General features: G+C 48.2%; 16 protein-coding genes and 1 tRNA gene. 13 read left to right on the plus strand and 4 right to left on the minus strand.

The genetic code is table 11. The annotated features are described in order from the left end of the window. Positions 1 to 353: 353 nt before the first annotated feature. The 5 genes from dnaK (at position 354) to GS501_RS08035 (ending at position 7,676) form a co-directional block, all read left to right on the plus strand. Entirely contained in the window at positions 354 to 2,258 is a 1,905-nt protein-coding gene (gene dnaK, locus GS501_RS08015; protein WP_160831338.1) for a molecular chaperone DnaK, read from the plus strand. A 144-nt stretch (positions 2,259 to 2,402) separates the two neighbouring features. After that, positions 2,403 to 3,545 carry a molecular chaperone DnaJ gene (gene dnaJ / locus GS501_RS08020; RefSeq protein ID WP_160831339.1) on the plus strand — a complete coding sequence of 381 codons (1,143 nt, stop codon included), beginning with the start codon at positions 2,403 to 2,405 and terminating at the stop codon, positions 3,543 to 3,545. A gap of 267 nt (positions 3,546 to 3,812) precedes the next feature. Next, entirely contained in the window at positions 3,813 to 5,306 is a 1,494-nt protein-coding gene (locus tag GS501_RS08025) for a carbohydrate porin (RefSeq protein ID WP_160831340.1), read from the plus strand. 10 nt (positions 5,307 to 5,316) lie between these two features. After that, positions 5,317 to 6,474, plus strand: a complete 1,158-nt coding sequence (locus GS501_RS08030) for a hypothetical protein (protein ID WP_160831341.1) — start codon at positions 5,317 to 5,319, stop codon at positions 6,472 to 6,474. Then, on the plus strand, positions 6,471 to 7,676 hold the full coding sequence (locus GS501_RS08035) for a Dyp-type peroxidase (protein WP_160831342.1): 1,206 nt from the start codon (positions 6,471 to 6,473) through the stop codon (positions 7,674 to 7,676). Before GS501_RS08030 ends, GS501_RS08035 begins: the two co-directional genes overlap by 4 nt. 63 nt (positions 7,677 to 7,739) lie before the next feature. On the opposite strand, the gene GS501_RS08040 is transcribed toward GS501_RS08035, so the two are convergent. After that, positions 7,740 to 9,362 (minus strand): Hint domain-containing protein, encoded by a 1,623-nt coding sequence (locus GS501_RS08040; RefSeq protein WP_160831343.1) that lies wholly within the window; start codon positions 9,360 to 9,362, stop codon positions 7,740 to 7,742. A 564-nt stretch (positions 9,363 to 9,926) separates the two neighbouring features. On the opposite strand from GS501_RS08040, the gene dapB reads away from it, so the two are divergent. The 8 genes from dapB to GS501_RS08080 all read left to right on the plus strand — a co-directional run bounded on the left by dapB (position 9,927) and on the right by GS501_RS08080 (position 17,011). Then, complete coding sequence (gene dapB, locus GS501_RS08045) at positions 9,927 to 10,670, plus strand: 4-hydroxy-tetrahydrodipicolinate reductase (RefSeq protein WP_160831460.1); 744 nt, start codon at positions 9,927 to 9,929, stop codon at positions 10,668 to 10,670. A 171-nt stretch (positions 10,671 to 10,841) separates the two neighbouring features. Then, positions 10,842 to 12,026, plus strand: coding sequence for a methionine adenosyltransferase (metK, locus tag GS501_RS08050; protein ID WP_160831344.1), 1,185 nt, complete (start codon positions 10,842 to 10,844; stop codon positions 12,024 to 12,026). A 100-nt stretch (positions 12,027 to 12,126) separates the two neighbouring features. Beyond that, complete coding sequence (locus GS501_RS08055; RefSeq protein ID WP_370517970.1) at positions 12,127 to 12,834, plus strand: tRNA (guanosine(46)-N(7))-methyltransferase TrmB; 708 nt, start codon at positions 12,127 to 12,129, stop codon at positions 12,832 to 12,834. Between the two features lie 54 nt (positions 12,835 to 12,888). Continuing rightward, positions 12,889 to 14,550: an electron transfer flavoprotein-ubiquinone oxidoreductase gene (locus GS501_RS08060; protein WP_237442479.1), complete on the plus strand. Its 1,662-nt coding sequence runs from the start codon at positions 12,889 to 12,891 to the stop codon at positions 14,548 to 14,550. Positions 14,551 to 14,648: 98 nt separating this feature from the next. Continuing rightward, complete coding sequence (locus GS501_RS08065; RefSeq protein ID WP_160831345.1) at positions 14,649 to 15,398, plus strand: electron transfer flavoprotein subunit beta/FixA family protein; 750 nt, start codon at positions 14,649 to 14,651, stop codon at positions 15,396 to 15,398. Then, complete coding sequence (locus tag GS501_RS08070; protein WP_160831346.1) at positions 15,398 to 16,309, plus strand: electron transfer flavoprotein subunit alpha/FixB family protein; 912 nt, start codon at positions 15,398 to 15,400, stop codon at positions 16,307 to 16,309. The genes GS501_RS08065 and GS501_RS08070 overlap by 1 nt, the downstream gene beginning before the upstream one ends. A 116-nt stretch (positions 16,310 to 16,425) precedes the next feature. After that, positions 16,426 to 16,502, plus strand: a tRNA-Pro gene (locus tag GS501_RS08075). 131 nt (positions 16,503 to 16,633) lie between these two features. Next, positions 16,634 to 17,011, plus strand: a complete 378-nt coding sequence (locus tag GS501_RS08080; protein ID WP_160831347.1) for a hypothetical protein — start codon at positions 16,634 to 16,636, stop codon at positions 17,009 to 17,011. A gap of 76 nt (positions 17,012 to 17,087) precedes the next feature. Here the strand turns inward: GS501_RS08080 and hemH are convergent, their stop codons facing one another. From hemH to GS501_RS08095, 3 genes are all read right to left on the minus strand, one after another. Continuing rightward, complete coding sequence (gene hemH / locus GS501_RS08085) at positions 17,088 to 18,122, minus strand: ferrochelatase (RefSeq protein WP_160831348.1); 1,035 nt, start codon at positions 18,120 to 18,122, stop codon at positions 17,088 to 17,090. A 48-nt stretch (positions 18,123 to 18,170) separates the two neighbouring features. Continuing rightward, a complete protein-coding gene (locus tag GS501_RS08090; protein WP_160831349.1) occupies positions 18,171 to 19,223 on the minus strand; it encodes an aspartate-semialdehyde dehydrogenase in 1,053 nt (350 codons plus the stop codon). 138 nt (positions 19,224 to 19,361) lie between these two features. Then, positions 19,362 to 20,003, minus strand: coding sequence for a 2OG-Fe(II) oxygenase (locus tag GS501_RS08095; protein WP_160831350.1), 642 nt, complete (start codon positions 20,001 to 20,003; stop codon positions 19,362 to 19,364). Between the last annotated feature and the right edge of the window lie 72 nt (positions 20,004 to 20,075).

The following is a 20,075-nucleotide window of genomic DNA, read 5'->3' on the forward strand; positions in this document are numbered from 1 at the left end:
GAAGGAAAAACGTAAGAAAGAGCAAGACTGACAGAACAGGGGGAGAAACTCCGAAGAAAATCACACTGTCTCCCTATCATGGGCAGACAACAGCCGACAATGGTTAGGGGAATATACGGTTTGTTGCGCACATGATATCCTGGAAAAACGATTTTTATGAAATAATGAAAAAACATTTTCGCCACGCTCTCCCTTGAAAGACCTTCACATAATTCTTAGATCGAAAGACGTCAGTTAAGCTCTTGAGGTTCTTAAGGACTTCTAGACCACCCTAACTGAGAAACGTCAAAATAGGGTCGTTCCTGGTGCCTGATAGCAGGGTCGGGTTTGACCGCTGAGAAGGACAAAGATCTATGGGTAAAGTAATTGGTATTGACCTTGGTACAACAAACTCTTGCGTCGCTGTACGCGAAGGAAATGAGACAAGGGTTATTGAGAATAGCGAAGGCGCACGCACAACCCCTTCAGTTGTTGCCTTCACCGATAGCGGTGAGCGTCTCGTCGGTCAGGCGGCAAAACGCCAAGCTGTAACAAATCCAACCAACACGCTTTATGCTGTGAAGCGTTTGATTGGTCGTCGTTATGATGATCCTACCGTCGAAAAAGATAAGAGCATGGTCCCTTACGAGATCGTGCGTGGTGATAATGGCGATGCATGGGTAAGCGCTCGCGGTGAGAATTATGCTCCTGCACAGATTTCCGCTTTCGTGCTTGGCAAAATGAAAGAAACCGCTGAGGCTTATCTTGGCGAGAAAGTTACCGAAGCTGTCATCACGGTTCCGGCCTACTTTAACGATGCGCAGCGTCAAGCAACGCGCGATGCAGGCCGTATTGCCGGCTTGGATGTTAAGCGTATTATTAACGAACCAACATCGGCTGCTCTGGCCTATGGGCTAGAAAAGGGTAACTCTGGTCATGTTGCCGTTTATGACCTCGGTGGTGGAACATTCGATATCTCCATCCTAGAGATCTCTGACGGTGTGATCGAAGTAAAATCCACGAACGGTGATACGTTCCTTGGTGGTGAAGACTTCGATAACAAAATTATTGAGTTCTTGGCTGACGAGTTCAAACGTGATCAAGGCGTTGACCTACGCGGCGACAAGATGGCCTTACAGCGCCTGAAGGAAGCAGCAGAAAAAGCTAAGATTGAGCTTTCTTCCGCTAAAGAGACAGAAGTTAACCTGCCCTTTATCACGGCCGATGCTTCTGGTCCTAAGCACCTTGTCGTGCGTTTAAGCCGTGCTAAATTAGAGAGCTTGGTTGAAGATCTCATTAAACGCTCCCTGCTCCCTTGTGAAAAAGCTCTGAAAGACGCAGGTCTTTCAACGAGTGAAATCAATGAGGTTATTCTGGTCGGCGGCATGACACGTATGCCGAAGGTCATTGAGAGTGTTAAAGAGTTCTTCGGTAAAGAGCCTGCTCGTAACGTAAACCCAGACGAAGTGGTGGCTATTGGTGCAGCCGTACAAGGCGCTGTGCTCCAGGGCGACGTTAAAGACGTTCTCCTCCTTGACGTTACGCCACTCTCTCTCGGTATCGAGACACTGGGTGGGGTCTTCACACGTTTGATCGATCGTAACACGACGATCCCAACGAAGAAGAGCCAGACCTTCTCAACCGCTGAGGATAACCAGCCTGCTGTGACCATTAAGGTCTATCAGGGCGAGCGTGAGATGGCTGCTGACAATAAATTGCTCGGCAACTTTGACCTGCAAGGGATTGCTCCAGCTCCCCGTGGTGTGCCTCAGATTGAAGTGACCTTCGATATCGATGCGAACGGTATTGTCAACGTATCGGCTAAGGACAAGGCCACAGGTAAAGAGCAACAGATCCGTATCCAGGCTTCTGGTGGTCTATCTGATGCTGACGTTGAGCGTATGGTTAAAGAGGCAGAAGAAAATGCTGCCGCTGACAAGGCTCGTCGTGAACTGATCGAGCTGCGCAACAGCACTGAGGGTATGATTCACCAGACTGAGAAGTCTATCTCTGAAGCTGGTGATAAACTCCCAGCTGCCGATAAGACAGAAGCGGAAGAAGCCATCAAGGCAGCTCGCGAGGCTCTAGGTGGTGACAATGCTGACGCTATCAAGAGCGCAAGTGAGCGTCTGACGCAGGCAGCTATGAAAGTAGGTCAGGCTGCGTATCAGGGAACAGAAGGCCAAGGCGCTGAAGAAGCCCAGCAGTCTGGCAAGAAAGACGAAGATGTTGTCGACGCTGAGTTCGAAGACGTCGACGATAAGAAGAAGAAAAACTAATCAGGCGGAGTTCGCACCATACAGAGGGGCTCCCCCTCTGTATGGTCGATCCCCTGAGGGCGCCTCTCCCCCCAAAGGGATAAGGCGCCATTTTTTTCATGGGGGCCCCTCTTGCCGATCTCTCTCGAATAAACGAGGACCGACATGGCCACGCAAGTTGACTATTACGAGCTTCTAAGTGTTTCTCGCACCGCTAGTGGTGACGAAATTAAACGTGCTTATCGCAAACAAGCAATGCGCTATCACCCTGACCGTAACCCAGGGGACGAAGAAGCTGAGCAAAAATTCAAAGATATCAGTGCTGCCTACGATGTTCTGAAAGATGAGCAAAAACGCGCTGCCTATGATCGTTTCGGCCACGCTGCCTTTGAAAATGGCGGAATGGGCGGAGGCGGTGGAGGCTTCGGCGGTGGTTTTGGTGGCTTCGACGCTGGTGGTTTGGGCGATATTTTCGAACAAATGTTCGGAATGGGTGGGAATCGCCGTGGGCCACAACAGCAGAGCGCTTCAGATGTTCAGGTTCAAGTGACCATTGGCCTGATTGAAGCGTTTAATGGTGTCAGTAAAGACGTCGAAATCAATACCCGTAAAGCCTGCTCCTCCTGTCATGGTAGCGGTTCAGCAGACCCAGGCGCAAAACGTACCACATGCCCAACCTGTCATGGCCGTGGTATGGTTCGCGCGCAGCAAGGCTTTTTCCTTGTCGAACGCCCATGCCCCACCTGTCATGGTAGCGGACAAACTGTTAGCAACCCATGCAAGAAGTGCCATGGAAGCGGCACTGAAGCAGCACGCGACACCGTAAAAATTGATATTCCTGCTGGGATTGAAGATGGCACGCGCATCCGCCTCGCTGGAAAAGGTGAAGCCGGTGGAGAAGGTGTCCAACCTGGGGACCTCTACGTTCTCGTTAGCGTTGAAGAGCACGATCTTTTCCAACGTGATGGCGCTAATATCTACTGCCGTGTTCCACTCCGCATGACACAAGCAGCGCTCGGCACAGAAATTGAAGTGCCTGTGGTTGATGGAAGCCGTAGCAAAGTCAAGATCCCTGCTGGAACACAAACAGGAGAAACTTTCCGTCTCCGTGGCAAAGGGTTTTCTGTCCTGCACTCTCAAGCTAAAGGAGATATGTATCTCCAGGTAGCCGTAGAAACCCCCAAAAATCTTACAAAACGCCAGCGCGAACTTCTTGAAGAATTCGAAGGCGATGCAAAAGACCACCATAAAGCAAGCCCAGAAAGCAGTGGTTTCTTTGCTCGTGTAAAAGAGTTTTTCGAAAGTTAAAAATAAGTCCCTAATACAAGATGCGATTAGGGACTAAATTAAAAACAAAAAATCTATGAAGCCCATATCATTTTACTCAATTTGATATGGGCTTTATTTATATTTTACTCACCACAACGAAAATGTAATTTTAATCACTTGGGAAAAGTGAGTCATAAACATTCATAAAAAATTAAAATTTAATTTACCATCTTCCACATGAAGAGCTTCTTGTTAAAAAAAATTTACACATATAATAAGAATTAATCTCAACTGGAGATAATTTTTATGACTCCACCTTTGTTACAATATGTTTCTAATTTGCAACGTTTAGTGCCATGGCTATGCTATAGTTTTGCTTTCTCAGCAAGTATATTTGTATTTTCTGAACGTGCTCATGCTGTCCCTCCTCGCGTCAATATAGGCAATGCCATGAATGCAGAGGATGAATCATCTTCTGGTATATTCGGATTTTTATCAAATTGGCGAAGGACCTCTAACCTTCTCGGAAATATGTGGGGGCTACGTTCCGAATTAGGAAAATATGGCGCTACGCTCGCTATTCAAGAAACGTCAGAAGTTATGGGAAATTTAACTGGCGGCGTACACCGAGGAGCAGCCTATAACGGCCTAACACAAGCTATTTTACAGGTTAATACACAACGGGCTTTTGGATGGTATGGTGGAACCTTTAATGTCAGCATGGAACAAATTCACGGCCGCAGCTTAAGTGCTGACAATCTCCAGGTTTTCCAAACAGCGAGTGGCATCGAAGCCGATAGGTCAACGCGACTGTGGGAATTGTGGTTTGATCAGAAGTTTTTTGATCAGCAACAGCTCGATATTAAGATCGGCCAACAAAGCCTCGATCAAGAATATATGATTAGCAATAATGCTTTGACTTTCGTCAATACAATGTTCGGCTGGCCTATGGTTCCATCCGCAGATTTACCTGGTGGTGGTCCCGCATACCCGCTCTCAACACTTGGTGCACGCGCAAAATATTGGGCTGCAACACCGCTCTATATTCTCGGCGGTATTTACAGCGGAAGCCCATCACGTTCATGGTCGGAAGATCCACAAAAAAGCAACCGATCTGGCACAAGCTTCCCCCTAAATAGGGGCGTAATGGCCATCATAGAATTCCAATATGTTTACCCTGCCCTTGGAGAAATGGTTTCACCTGATGGTCCCCAACCATTATCGCACATCTATCGTTTAGGGGCATGGTATGATTCTGAGCCATTTGCAGACCAGTATTATGACAATACACACACACCTCTCGCATCATCTGACAGTAATGGAAACCCCAAAAATCACAGGGGGGCCTTCAGCCTCTACGCTGTCATTGATCAAATGATCTGGCGCAGCCGGAGCGATGTAAACCGCACTCTTAATATCTTCGGACGCGCAATGGGTGTCCCCCAAGCAGAACGTGTGCCGATTGATTTTAGCATGAATTTTGGTCTGACATTAAAAGACCCTCTGCCTTACCGTACAGATGATACATTCGGTATCGGAATGGGGTACACACATGTCAGTGGTGCACTCGCACGAAATGATAAAGCCGTTCACCGCTACCAGGGAACATATTCCCCCGCTCAGGGTGGAGAAACCTTTGTGGAAGTAACATACCAATATCAATTCACAGGATGGATGCAATGGCAACCTGACTTCCAATACATCTTCAATCCAAGTGGCGGTATTCCCAACCCAATTCATCCAAACCGCCGCATTCGAGATGAACTTATCCTCGGTTTTCGTACAAATATTGCTCTGTAAGGTAGAAAATATGTTTTCCCGTTCTTTAACATCCTTAGGAAGTTTGGCTTTTGTTTTTTCTCTTTTCGTGTCGGGAGCACATGCCGAAGGAAAAGGATTTCTTGAAACAATTCATCGCCATAGAACACTCGCTTCAACCAGTCCTGGCAATGGAGACCTCAACCCTTACGCCATCGTTGTTGTCCCCCGTGATATGGGAATTCTCCATAAAAATGATGTTCTAGTAACAAACTTTAATAATATTAATAATCTTCAAGGGACAGGGACAACCATTGTTGCTTACTCTCCCCAAACAAAAAACATCTCCGTTTTTGCCAATTTACCGCCCAACCTCTCTGCTTGCCCAGGTGGAATTGGCCTTACAACAGCCCTTACCGTCCTAAAATCAGGATGGGTTGTTGTTGGAAGCGCCCCCAGTAAAGACGGGTCAACACGGACACGTGGCGAAGGATGTATGCTGGTCCTTGATGCCACGGGAAAACTGGTTACCACATGGAAAGGACCTGACATCAGCTCCCCATGGGGCGATATTGCATCACGCGATAATGGCGATACAGCTTCCATTTTCGTTTCCATGTCCGGATTCGACCTTCCAGGTCCCAATGTTTTGGATCCCAAAACGCACTATCCGCCTATTCTACAAAAAGCGACTGTCGTACGCTTTGATCTTAGCATTCCCCATGATGGTCCGCCTGTCGTAGATCATCAGACAGTCGTCGCCAAAGGGTTTTCGGCACGCGCTGACCGCGATAACTATCTCTTCGGTCCAACAGGACTTGCCTTAGATGATGACGGTACCCTTTACGTAACCGATGGTTACGATAATGAAGTGACAGCGGTAGACGATGCTTTACACCGCACAACACCCGTAACACGACAAAATGACGCTGTCGGGCGACTTATTACGAAAGGGAAACTTTTAAATTGGCCTTTAGCTATGATGTGGGTTCCTGGTCATCATCTTCTGGTCGCTAATGGCCGCAATGGTCAGGTCGTTGAAATTGATCCCTCACAGAAGAAACAAATCTACGCCCAATGGGTTGATAATGATCAGGCTCAGCAACCTCCAGGAAACGGCGATCTCTTCGGCCTAGCCATGACACCCGATAATAAGGGCTTCTATTATGTCGAAGATGATATGAATACCTTAAATTTGAGCACACCATGAGCCAGAAACATTCCATATCCCTAAACCGCCGTCATTTCATTCGTGGATTATGTGGAGCAGCAACATTAGGGAGCTTGCCTCTTTCAGCTCTTGCAAAATCTACTCTTCACCATCAACCGGGGATTACGACTCCTCAACAGCCTTTTCTTTATTTTATAACGTTCGACCTCAAAACGGATAACCGGCGTGACGTCATAACGCTTATGCAGCGTTGGAGCGACATGGCCGCATCTTTAATAAATGAAAAAACTCCCCCTACTCCAGTAGATTCTGGAGAAACTATCGGCCTACCTTCCCCTAACCTCACGCTCACATTTGGATTTGGTCCGGGTCTTTTTATCCACGAAGGCAAAGATCGCTACGACCTTCTTTCACGTAGACCTGCCGCTCTAGCAGATTTACCACGCTTCAATGGAGATCAACTTATTGCAGCACGCTCAGGAGGAGATTTATGTGTCCAAAGCTGTGCCAATGACCCCCAATCTGCCTTCCACGCGGCACGTTCTTTAACACGTGCCGCATACGGCATCGCTGAACCACGATGGAGCCAAGCGGGTTTTCTTCCCCATTTTTCCAAAAATCAAACACCTCGAAATTTGATGGGCTTCAAAGACGGAACTATCAACCCTGATACACATTCCCCAAAGGTCGCCGATAAATATATCTGGGCAGACCCAAAAGCCTGCCCATGGATGGAAGGCGGCAGCTATCTTGTTGCCCGTATCATCCGTATCGCCCTCGAACATTGGGACCAAATGAAAGTATCTTTCCAGGAAGAAACCATGGGAAGACAAAAAAAATCAGGGGCTCCTATCGGCGGAGTACACGAGTTTGATCCCCTGACCTTGAAGCAAACAGACAAAGACGGAAATCTCTTAACTGCTGAAAACTCACATGCTCGCCTCGCAGCCCCCGAGGAAAATGATGGAGCACAGCTTTTAAGAAGAGCCTATGCCTATAATAACGGACTGAGTTTCACAGCTGAACGCTGGCCACCATGGCGCCAAGGAAACGAATTTGATGCCGGTCTTTTATTCCTCTGCTACCAGCAGGACCCTCGAACGGCCTTTACAAAAATATTCGAACGCATGGCAAAGTTCGATATGATGAATCAATTCACAACCCATATCGGAAGCGCTCTCTTTGCCTGCCCAGGAAGAGAAGACGGCCACTATATAGGGGCTTCCCTCCTAGAAGGATAAGCCTGGCCTATTCGTTTGTAAAAAACCACTCTCCTTAATAAAGGAAAGTGGTTTTCTATAAAACTAAGCACTCATTAAAAATGAAGCTTCAGAGTAAGAAGAGTCAGAAGCCTCATCTTCAATACGATAAGGCCCTGCTTTCTGAACATGTATGCTTAAGACACGCATAGATGATGTGTTCCCAACAGGGAGAAGCGCATCACCTTTTGTCCACCGACAATGCGAAGCCTCAATTACATCCCATCCTTGCAATGAAGATTCTTGAAATGGTGTTTCTATGATCGAACACCCATCATCCTGGAATAGACGAAGATCATCAATCAACACACCAAGATTTCGCCGATCATCCACAAAAGGCCCAACAACTTCGGATGGACGTGAAGTCCGTGACAAAATACGGACATTCGCTACCCGTTCAGGTAAACGAAATAAATAATGTTGGTTACTCACACGATAAGGGAGAAGAACCTCGCCCGTATCAATCATAAGACGCAGATTAGGCTCTTCCGTTGTTTCATGAGCTGACAACACACACCCCGCGCGTTGAGCAACATCTTTCCAAATTGGCTCAACAACATCCCTACGCGTCACAAGCGGTGCCGCGGCATCCTTTTCCCACGTTTTGCGATATTGCTCTAAATTCTCTGATGACGCATTAATGCTCGCAAACACACTAAATACATGCCTTGATCCGGTGTCTAAATAAGTCTCAGACAACGCATCATTAGCCCAAATAACAGAATGCTTTTCGGTTTCAACATGGTAAATATCATATTCTGTTACATCATTCTGATAAGCAACAGTGGAACCATTAACGAGCATTCGGGCTGGAATAAAAACCCCTTCCACAAACATGCAATGCTCAGGAGTCACAAAAAGATCTTGCGACGGAACGTTATCTGCTAAAGCATTTTGTTGAATGCGTACCGGATATTCCGCCTTTCCGTCATTTATACCATGGCGGACATAAACGCGACTCTTCCCAACCCACCGAAGTGGATGCGCCTCAAGTTTTCCATCCTTATATATGGAAACAACATCTCCAATTTTGAGATCCTCAACTTTTACATCCCCATTAGGAGTACGAATCAAAGTTCCCGCGAGATAGCAGGGATTAAATGTATTATTATTCTCATTGGACCCCCCTTTATCTTTCCCATTGGGGCCTCCTCCTGGAATATTATCCTCAGAAAACATAATGTTTCCTAAATAATATACATCCGGAGTATTCGGCTCGCTCGTATTAAAGTAATGATCAATCGTTTTACCAATATACTTCTTAGGGTCAACAGTCGGGTTAGCAATCATATACCAGTCACGATCAGAGCCGGTCCGGGTCCTCCCATTAACTACCCCCGTAACAGGAGAACTATCCTGCACGATAATAACTGAAGGATCGTCAGACGAATATTCTCGACTAACAGAAAAATTTTTTACACTGCCATTTCCATATTTTATAGAAATTGTATGTCTTTTTTGAGCATTAACTCCAAATGTAACCATCACACCAGGGCTTACAGTATTTCCTCCCGATCCCAACGTATACTCGGTTTTACTGTCATACTGGTCAGGCTTATCATTTGCTACATATTTGTAACCATCAGGAATCCCTGCTTCTTTAAACCCCGCTTGAAGTTTAAAAATACTAAGCTGGTACGTTCCTGAATCTGGTAGAACTGAAGGCATGCCAGCATCCCTAATTAGATAGACTACTTATCAAGAGTCTTATAAAAAGATTGAGCAACTCTGATAAATTATACCTATTTAATAGTCAACGCTATATGCCACTACAAATGTAAGCCTCTATACCGATACCGGAAATAGAGTCCCAGAACTGCACTACAGACTAATTAAAATCCAAAACAACATCTATAATAATTGTTATATAATTAACAATTTTTCTCCTCTAGAGTATAATCACAAACCAAGACCAATTGTAAAATTAACAAACAATTCAACATTATAATCCCAACTAACAAGACATATTTTCTTATCGATATACAAACAGTATACTTGGCATTACGCTATAAAAATAAAATATCTTGTTTTTTAATTAAATATTTTTTTATATATCAATCAAATTCTATTCGGAGTTGGTGCGTTAAATTAGTAACATTTATGAGCCACAATTTACCAAACCTCTTGATAACTTTCTTTTACATTCTAGCACAAAATTAACATCCCACCATGAAGTCTTAACCAAGAATCGCTTGCCTTCTTCGCTGAAGCACGCATGATTCGCCTATGACTATGCTTACTTCCCCTCGTATTGGTATTGCCGGAATCACCGGTCGACTTGGTTCCCTCTGCGCCGAAGAGGCAGGATCACTCCTTGTAGGAGGCTTATCACGCAAGGCTGACCCCTCTCGCCATATCGTCAGCCGTGCGGAAGAGCTTGCAAAACAATGCGATGTGATCATTGATGTCAGTCATGCTAGCCTCATCCCCACTCATGCTCACGCCTTTGCCGCGGCAGGTTGTGCGTGGGTGATAGGAACAACAGGCCTCAACGAAGAGGCCCGTAAGGCGATTGAAAACGCTTCTCAACATATTGCCGTCCTTCAAGCCGCGAATTTTTCACCCGCCCTCACGATGCTTCTTTCTCTTGCCCGTGAGCTTGGAGCTTCCCTCCCTGATTACGATGCCGAAATTCTGGAAGTTCACCATCGCCAAAAGCTTGATGCCCCTTCTGGAACTGCTTTAGCGATTGGCCGTGCCGTCGCCGAAGGCCGCCATGTGGATTTCGAAAGTGTTGCGCGCGCAAATCAGAACGGAAAGCGCCCTGATGGAGCCATTGGCTTTGCCTCATTACGCGGGGGACAAGTGATCGGGGAGCATGATCTTCACTTTTTCACACAAGACGAAGAAATCACCCTTTCGCATCGCGCTCTCGACCGCCGCGTCTTCGCACGAGGCGCTCTAAAAGCCGCTCATTGGCTTGCACAAAACAAATCACCAGCCCTCTACACAATGGAGGATGTTTTAAGAAAATAAGCTCTCTTTTCATGCAATAGATGTCAAAAGAGGGAAAGGTTTCTTCGCCTTCCCTCTTGACCCAGAAGAATATTTCCGCCAAGCGGGAAGACCCTGATGCTGCGGCTTCTCCCTACAACACAGGGGCGTCGTGGCTTTTTTTTCACCACTCATTCCCTGTGAGGTCCCTGAGTGCGCAATCACGGCGATTTTCTTTTCACTTCTGAATCTGTCTCTGAAGGTCATCCGGACAAAGTAGCAGACCGTATTTCTGATACGGTTCTTGATGCTTATATGGCTGCTGACCCAGAAGCCCGCGTGGCCTGCGAGACCTTGGTGACGACCAATCGTGTCATCCTCGCTGGTGAGGTTCGTGGACCGGAATCTGTTGAAAAGACTCTGATCGACCGTGCCCGCGAGGCGATCAAAGATATCGGTTACGACCAAGAAGGCTTCTCTTGGAAAAAAGCAGACATTACATCCTACCTGCACGCGCAGTCTGCTGATATTGCTGTTGGCGTTGATAGCGACGGCGAGAAAGACGAGGGTGCGGGCGATCAAGGCATCATGTTCGGTTTTGCAACACGCGAAACTGAAGAATTAATGCCAGCTCCTCTTTTCTATGCTCAAAGCATTCTAGAAAGAATCCGCGACTACCGCAAAACCAATGATGCGCGTGGTGTCGGCCTTCTCCCAGATGCAAAAAGCCAAGTCACACTGCGTTATGTCGACGGTAAGCCCATCGGGGCCACCTCTGTCGTTGTGTCGACACAACATATGGCAGACATGCGTCAAAATACTATTCGCGAGATGGTGCGTGAAACTGTCCGCGAGGTACTTCCCGAAGGATGGATGTGCCCAGAGCATGAGTTTTACGTCAACCCAACAGGTAACTTCGTTATCGGCGGGCCTGACGGTGATGCTGGGCTAACCGGGCGTAAGATCATTGTTGATACTTATGGTGGCGCTGCCCCTCATGGTGGTGGTGCTTTTTCTGGGAAAGACCCCACTAAAGTTGACCGTTCAGCCGCTTATGCAGCCCGTTATCTCGCTAAGAATATCGTTGCGGCTGACTTAGCGGACCGTTGCACCATCCAACTCAGTTACGCTATCGGCGTGTCTCGCCCGCTATCCATTTATGTCGATCTGGACGGAACAGGTAAGGACGTTGATGAAGTGCGTCTTGGCGCACTCCTCAATGAGATTATGGACCTTTCCCCGCGTGGTATCCGTCAACATCTGCGCCTAAATCGTCCGATTTATACCAAGACATCAGCTTATGGTCACTTTGGCCGTATCCCTGACCCTGCTCTTGATAATTTCACGTGGGAAAATACTGATCTTGCAGACACGCTGAAAAACGCTCTAAATCGCTAATCACCCCCCGTGATGGAGAGCATTTTCTCCACCTTAATCCCCCCCTGTCTGATGAACTTATCAACCAACAGACAGGGGTTTTGTCCTCTTCAACTATAGTGTGATCAACACGTTGCTCGACGATCTTAAACCTCAGCCAGAACGCCTTTATGGTCGCCAGCGTGGCCACCCCCTTCGCCCACGCCAGCAACGCCTTCTTGATGAGGCGTTACCACGGGTCACATTTAACGCTTTCCAAAACCCGCATAACGGCTTTTCAAAACCTGTCAAAAAAATCTTTCTCGAAATTGGTTTTGGCAATGGCGAACATGCTTTTGAACAAGCTGCACACCACCCTGATGTCGGCTATATCGCATCAGAAGTCTTCGATAATGGTCTATGCTCTCTGCTCTCCCGCATTATTCCGGAAGGAGAAGAAGCCACCGCACCACCACCAGAAAATCTACGCCTTTGGGGAGAAGATGCGCGCATTCTGTTGCGTGAACTACCCGACCAATGTTTAGACCGCGCCTATCTCATGTTCCCCGATCCATGGCCAAAGGCGCGCCATGCAAAACGCCGTTTTATACACCCTGACAATATCCGCCAGATGGCACGTCTTCTTAAACCTGGTGCCCTCTGGCGTGTCGCGAGTGATCACCCTGTTTATCAAGAATGGGTGAATGATGTCATGACACAGCAATCCCTCTTTGATGCCCCGGCCCCAGCACTCGAGCGCCCCTCTGATTGGTCCGCAACACGCTATGAAGCGAAAGCCTTCAGAGAAGGACGCCAACCTTTTTACTGGACCTTTGTCCGTCGTGGGTGACATACCGCACAGACAAACACTCTCAACGTTTTTCATGCGTAGGAGACCACACCTATGACACAGTCTAAAATCGACGATAACGCCATCGAACGAGATGAAATGGCCTTCGATGTTGTGATCGTAGGCGGTGGTCCAGCTGGACTTTCCGCTGCTATTCACCTCCGACAGAAGAACCCGGAGCTCTCTGTATGTCTGCTCGATAAAGGCAGTGAAATCGGCGCCCATATTGTTTCTGGCGCTGTCATTGAGCCACGAGCCCTCGCTGAACTCTTTCCTGATTGGAAGGAAAGAGGCGCTCCTCTCAATACCCCCGTATCCGAAGAAAAGCTCCTTTACCTTACTGAAAAACGCGCCATCTCCGTTCCTGCATTGCATGTGCTCATGCCGCAAATGGATAATCGCGGTAATTATGTTATTTCACTTGGGGATTTCTGCCGTTGGCTTGCAGAACAAGCTGAAGCATTAGGCGTAGAAATTTATCCCGGCTTTGCGGCTGCCCAACTCCATATCCAAGAAGGACGTGTTGCAGGGATTATAACCGGCGATATGGGGATTGACCGCGAAGGTAAGCATAAAGCGGACTTTACGCCAGGAATGATCCTAAGTGCGCGTCAAACCATCTTTGCCGAGGGGGCACGCGGCTCTCTCAGTGCTGACGTCATCGCCCAATATAATCTCCGTGATGGTATTGACCCACAAACCTATGGCCTCGGCATTAAAGAAGTGTGGGAGATCCCTAAAGAAAAACATCGCCCTGGCTTTGTGCAACATAGCTTTGGCTGGCCACTCGATGCACACACTTATGGCGGCGCTTTTCTCTATCATTTCGGTGAGAATCTCGTCTCTTATGGGTTCGTCACAGCACTGGATTACAGCAATCCATGGCTTTCCCCTTTTGAGGAAATGCAACGAACCAAAACACATCCCGCTTTCCGTCATCATTTCGAAGGTGGACGGCGCATCAGCTACGGAGCCCGTGCTCTTTCCGAAGGTGGGTTGCAATCTCTTCCACGCCCTAGCTTCCCCGGTGGCGTGTTAACAGGAGATTGTGCTGGGTTCCTCAATATGCCCAAAATCAAAGGCACGCATACAGCCATGAAGTCCGGTATGATTGCCGCTGACGCCGTTCTGGCGGCCCTTGAGCATGATCGTGCCGAAGCGCAAAGTTACCAGGACCTTTTGCGTCAATCCTGGCTGTGGTCTGAACTGCATGCAGCCCGCAATATCCGCCCGGCTTTCTCCAAATGGGGGATGCATGTCGGCGCGCTTTATAGTGGGATTGATAGCATGATCTTTCGAGGCAATGCGCCTTGGACATTACGCCACCCTCATGCGGATAATACAACACTCAAACCAGCGAATAAGGCTCCCAAAATCGCCTACCCTAAGCCGGATGATATTATCACGTTCGACCGCACGAGTTCTGTTTTCCTCAGTGGCATTAGCCATGATGAAAATCAGCCTACCCACCTGAAACTGCGTAACCCCGCCATTTGGAATGACGTCAATGAGACCCGCTATGCGTCGCCAGAAAGTCGTTATTGTCCCGCAGGTGTTTACGAAGCCGATACACGTGAAGATGGGGAAAAATACTTGCGTATTAATGCACAAAATTGTGTGCATTGTAAAAGTTGCGATATCAAGGATCCCCAACAAAATATTCGTTGGTGCCCTCCCGAGGGAGGAAGTGGTCCAAACTATTCTTCCGGTATGTAATGAGAATCAGCTATACAGGACCAGAATATGACTTTTTCACGCAGGTATATTAACCTACGTGTCATTCTTATCAGCGGCGACAGTAGCGAAAGATGACGATGAAAGTTCTTGTCCCCGTCAAACGGGTTGTTGATTATAACATCAAGCCGCGTGTTGCGGCTGATGGTCGTGGTGTCGAAACTCAGGGCGTGAAAATGTCCATGAATCCTTTCGATGAGATCGCACTTGAAGAAGCCATTCGCCTCCGCGAAAAAGGCCATGCAAGTTCGGTTGTTGTCGTTTCCATCGGGCCACAAGCCGCACAGGACACGCTCCGTACAGCGATGGCTATGGGGGCCGACCAAGCGATTCTTGTCCGCACAGACGCAGCGCTGGAACCTCTTGCCGTTGCTAACCTTCTTAAGGTCATCGTCGAGCGCGAAAACCCAGGCCTAGTCAGCATGGGGAAACAAGCGATCGATGATGATATGAACGCGACGGGACAAATTCTTGCTGCCAAGTTGGGATGGCCACAGGCAACATTTGCGAGCCAGGTCAAGATACATGATGGCAAAGCAGAGGTTTCACGCGAGGTCGATGGCGGTATTGAGGTTGTTAACGTCTCACTTCCAGCAGTCATCACAGCGGATTTGCGCCTTAACGAGCCACGTTATGCGTCCTTGCCCAATATCATGAAGGCACGCAAAAAACCCCTCGAAACCCTGGACGCTGAGTCTCTCGGTGTTGACCTGACGCCTCGCCTAAAAGTGGTGAATGTCTCTGAACCACCTGAACGTCAGGCAGGCGTTATTGTGGAAACGGTGGATGAGCTCGTCCATAAACTCAAGACAGAAGCAAAGGTACTCTAATGACAGCTCTTGTTCTGATTGAGACCGAACAGGGAACTGTTCGCCAGGCTTCTCGCTCCGCGATCTCAGCAGCATCACGCTTTGGCGATGTTGATGTGATCCTCTTTGGCGACAATGCAGAAAATGCTGCTAAGCTCGCCAATGTTCGTAAAGTTCTGCACGTAACAAACCTTCCTCATCTTCTTGCAGAACCCGCCGCTGCTCTTCTTGCGACACTCGCTGAGAATTATACTCACATTGTCAGCGCTGTTTCAGCAAACAGCAAAAACATACTGCCACGTCTTGCCGGTCTTCTCGACGTCCAGCCTCTCACTGATGTGATCGAGATCAAAAATGACGATACGTTTGTGCGTCCTATCTATGCAGGCAACGCACTCGCTACGGTTCAATCCTCTGATCGCATTAAAGTCCTCACCGTTCGCGGCTCAAGCTTTGACCCAGTCGCCGCAGAAGGTGGAAACGCTCCTGTAGAGACACTTGGAGCTCCAGGTGGTTATGATAAAAGCCACTTCGTCAAAGTGGAATTCTCACATTCTGACCGCCCAGAACTCGAAGTCGCCCGTGTGATTATCTCCGGCGGTAAGGGCGTTAAAGATGCCGGTAATTTCCAGAAGCTTTTGGAGCCAATTGCTGACAAATTAAATGCTGCCATTGGTGCCTCTCGTGCAGCTGTCGATGCCGGCTTTGCCCCTAACGAAATGCAGGTGGGACAAACAGGTAAGGTCGTCGCCCCAGAGCTCTACATCGCTGTCGGTCTCTCAGGTGCACTCCAGCATCTAGCGGGAATAAAAGATAGCCGCGTCATTGTGGCTATTAACATTGATCCGGATGCGCCTATTTTCAAAGTTGCCGATTATGGCATTGTGGGTGATCTTTTCGACATACTCCCAGCATTAGAGAAAGCTCTCTAACAGTCTCACTCCCCCTATCTTCTATGGTCATGGAGAATAGGGGGCACGAACACCAGAAGGCAGCACTTCACCTCTTGCACAATGCTATTTCCCAGAGTAGGAAAGTCTCACCAGATCGGAGTGTAGCTCAGCTTGGTAGAGCACTGTGTTCGGGACGCAGGGGCCGGAGGTTCGAATCCTCTCACTCCGACCATGCTTTTTACTCTAAAGCTCAAACTTGTCTTGTTTGTCTTTCAAACGCTCCTCATTCCCTTTTTAAATATTCCGTTTCTTGGTAGAAGAATTGTTCTACCTCGTTAGGAATGCCTTGGGTAAGGAAACCTTATGAACCGTAAATTTTGTTCTCTTCTCGCCGCAGCAATGCTGGTAAGCTCTGGTGCAACAGCCATGGCCGAACCGGGTGGCTGCATCAAGTATGGTGCTGCCGGCGCTGTTGCAGGACATGTTGCCAAGGGCCATAGCGTCATCGGCGCTGTCGGGGGCTGCGTTGTGGGTATGTATCAACGCCATAAATACCGTAAGGGGCTACGCATCAAAGCTGCAGCGTGGGATAAAGAGCACGCGAATGACCCAAGCGTTAAAAATTTAAAGCTGACAGCTGCTCAAAAAGCTGATGCTTATGATGCTGAACACAAAACACCAGGCAACAGCATCCCTGCTCAGCCTGCAACACAACCAGCAGCAACACCTGCTGCTCAATAAGGCATAAGCCTCTATAGGCCTCCCCCAATATTGAATTTATCGGGGGAGGCCTTGTTGATCTTATAAAAGACCTATTTTATCGTGCGCGAAACCCAGCCATATGGCGACGGGCCAAATCTTCTAGAAGATCAATCGCACCGTTAGAATCATTCAAGCATGGAACAATTGCGAATTCTTCTCCCCCCGCTTCCATAAATTCTTCACGCAATTCGTTACCAATTTCATCTAATGTCTCAATACAATCAGCCATAAAACCTGGCATGATAACGGCGATCCGCGTAATCCCCTGTGACGGCAGTGCTTGCACAAAAGGGGCTGTATAAGGCTGCAACCATTCCATCGGCCCAAAGCGTGATTGGAATGTCATTGGGACTTGCTCACTTCGCAAGCCAAGCGCTCTCACCAAAGCACGTGTTGTACGAGCGCATTCATCTTGATAGCTATCGCCCTGCTCTACGCAGCTTTTTGGCAACCCATGATAAGAGGCAACAAGGCGTTGTGGCTTGAAAGAGAGCCCCGCCAAAGTCTCACGCACGGATGTTTCCAACGCTTTAATGAAGAGCGGATGATCCGGAAAAGAGGGAACCGTGGTAATTGACGGCTGACGCCGCAAACGCATTAATGTGCGGAAAAGCTGATCATTGGCCGTTGCCGTCGTTGTTGCCGAATATTGCGGATAAAGAGGAATGGTGACAATGCGGTCACATCCACGATCCATCAATTCTTCAACGGCCGATTTAATCGAAGGATTTCCATAACGCATACCATACGTTACGGGCACACCTTCTGCTCGGAAGCGCTCCGCAAGCTTTTCAGCTTGACGCCTCGTATAAACCAACAGAGGCGATGCATTTTCCTGTCTATCCCAAATACGTGCATAATTGGCACCACTCTCGAAAGGGCGACGACTTAACACAGCCGCCTGCAGAATGGGCTGCCAAATAATCGGAGGTGCCTCAATAACCCGCCGATCTGACAAGAACTCTTTGAGATACCGGCGCACTGCCAGATAACCCGTATTATCTGGCGTTCCGAGATTAACGAGCAAGATTCCTACCCGCCCTTCAAGCGGGACAGGATTACGAGGGGGAGTATAGGTGAAATAAGCCATAGTCCCTCAAATATAGGCATCCCCCTCTTAATTACAAAGAGGAAATAACTACCCTATATGAGCCGCTTTCACTAACGGACTATTTGGCCCGAGCAAATGTTGTTCCGCCAAACTCTCTGCGATTTGCACAGCATTGAGCGCTGCCCCTTTGCGCAAATTGTCCGACACACACCAAAAAGCCAATCCATTCTCGACCGTTGGGTCAATGCGCAACCGTGACACGTAGGTATCATCCTCCCCTACGCACTCAATTGGCGTGACATAACCACCATCTTCACGCTCATCACGCAGAATAACACCCGGAGCATTACGCAACGCATGACGGGCTTTTTTCAAATCAACAGGCTTGGAGCATTCAATACTGATCGCCTCAGAATGACCAATAAAGACGGGCACACGCACACATGTTGCCAATACTTTGATATCGGGATCTAAAATCTTGCGCGTCTCAACAGCCATCTTCCATTCCTCTTTGGTCGCGCCATCCTCCATGAAACGGTCAATATGTGGGATAACATTAAAAGCAATCTGCTTCGTATATTGAGTAATTTCTGGCGCATCATGCACAAAGCTGCCTTTTGTCTGGTTAAACAGCTCATCCATGCCGGCTTTTCCAGAACCCGATACCGCCTGATACGTCGAGACCACAACACGCTCAATATGAAACAGATCATGCAATGGCTTCAACGCCACCATCATTTGCGCCGTTGAACAATTCGGATTGGCGATAATCCCCCGTTTTGCTTTATGCAAAGCCTGCGCATTCACTTCAGGCACCACCAACGGAATCCCTGGCTCCATACGGAACTGCGAGGTGTTATCGACCACAATACACCCCTGTGCTGCCGCCTTTGGAGCATATACCGCCGAAACCGCAGCCCCTGGCGAGAACAGGGCCAGGTCCCATCCCGTAAAATCAAAGGTTTCCAAGTTCTGGATTTTCAGAACTTTTTTATCACCAAAAGAAACCTCACGCCCCACAGAACGGCCAGAAGCAAGAGCTGCAATCGCATCCACTGGAAATTGACGTTCATCCAGAATACGGAGAAGCTCCCTCCCCACTGCCCCCGTTGCACCAACAACAGCAACCTTATATCCCATAAATTCCTCTCTTCAGGCTTCTTCACTACCCGTCATCACTGAACTATGTTGTTACACTGCTTCACGCTCTCAAGGAGGCATGCTTCATGATTGTCAGGATATCGTAACACTGCACCAGAGAAGAGCCTACCCCTCCCCCTAAGCAACAAAAGGTAAGCTTTTCCACCATGCTGAAAGCTTATGCCGACGTAATTCATGACGTGTCCGCCGACCTACCGCCATATAATTTAACTGCACCGTATAGCGCGGTCCAACATATTGCCGATGCCCATGCCATGTATTGGGCCCATTGGGGAACACAACCAACGTTCCCCCTACCGGCGGAATTTCACTCGCATAATCTTCTATATCATGAGGGCCATTTAAAAAGCGCAAACACCCTTCATGCGTCCCCCAATCTTGAGCAGGGTCGTTCAAATAAAGCAAAATTGTCACCCGTTTTGACGCACTATCACGATGGATCCGCCCATCTTTCTCGCGTGTCTGACCGCGCATCGTGACCATGCTTGGCGCCTTGCCAATATCAAGATCAAATTTCTCGGCGACAATTTCCTTTAACATTGGCCCCTGAAACTCAGCCATCATTTTTGCCAGCTCAGGCCTCAAGGACAAAGCTTCCAACGGATAAGACCCGCCTGAACGAATCTCTGGTCGCCATGAGAGAATGTGACGCAGAGACTCTCCTGAAATAAAATTTGGCACGACAAGATGCGGACATGGCTCATTAACCACTGGTGCATGCCGTACAGCATCATAATTAAGACGAATAATGGGCTTCATAGACCTGCACGCTAATGCCATTTCTAGTCATGCAGCAAGTTACTTTTACACGTTTTAATACGCGCCCTTTGT

The sequence above is a fragment of the Saccharibacter sp. 17.LH.SD genome, from assembly GCF_009834805.1.
Classification (GTDB): Bacteria; Pseudomonadota; Alphaproteobacteria; order Acetobacterales; family Acetobacteraceae; genus Saccharibacter.

Bases quoted from the DNA above. Each gene is read 5' to 3' on its own strand.
- dnaK (WP_160831338.1), top strand. From the start codon at position 354: ATGGGTAAAGTAATTGGTATTGACCTTGGTACAACAAACTCTTGCGTC.
- GS501_RS08090 (WP_160831349.1), bottom strand. From the start codon at position 19,223: ATGGGATATAAGGTTGCTGTTGTTGGTGCAACGGGGGCAGTGGGGAGG.
- GS501_RS08030 (WP_160831341.1), top strand. From the start codon at position 5,317: ATGTTTTCCCGTTCTTTAACATCCTTAGGAAGTTTGGCTTTTGTTTTT.
- GS501_RS08080 (WP_160831347.1), top strand. From the start codon at position 16,634: ATGAACCGTAAATTTTGTTCTCTTCTCGCCGCAGCAATGCTGGTAAGC.
- dapB (WP_160831460.1), top strand. From the start codon at position 9,927: ATGCTTACTTCCCCTCGTATTGGTATTGCCGGAATCACCGGTCGACTT.
- GS501_RS08035 (WP_160831342.1), top strand. From the start codon at position 6,471: ATGAGCCAGAAACATTCCATATCCCTAAACCGCCGTCATTTCATTCGT.
- hemH (WP_160831348.1), bottom strand. From the start codon at position 18,122: ATGGCTTATTTCACCTATACTCCCCCTCGTAATCCTGTCCCGCTTGAA.
- GS501_RS08040 (WP_160831343.1), bottom strand. From the start codon at position 9,362: ATGCCTTCAGTTCTACCAGATTCAGGAACGTACCAGCTTAGTATTTTT.
- GS501_RS08095 (WP_160831350.1), bottom strand. From the start codon at position 20,003: ATGAAGCCCATTATTCGTCTTAATTATGATGCTGTACGGCATGCACCA.
- GS501_RS08060 (WP_237442479.1), top strand. From the start codon at position 12,889: ATGACACAGTCTAAAATCGACGATAACGCCATCGAACGAGATGAAATG.
- GS501_RS08065 (WP_160831345.1), top strand. From the start codon at position 14,649: ATGAAAGTTCTTGTCCCCGTCAAACGGGTTGTTGATTATAACATCAAG.
- GS501_RS08025 (WP_160831340.1), top strand. From the start codon at position 3,813: ATGACTCCACCTTTGTTACAATATGTTTCTAATTTGCAACGTTTAGTG.
- dnaJ (WP_160831339.1), top strand. From the start codon at position 2,403: ATGGCCACGCAAGTTGACTATTACGAGCTTCTAAGTGTTTCTCGCACC.
- GS501_RS08070 (WP_160831346.1), top strand. From the start codon at position 15,398: ATGACAGCTCTTGTTCTGATTGAGACCGAACAGGGAACTGTTCGCCAG.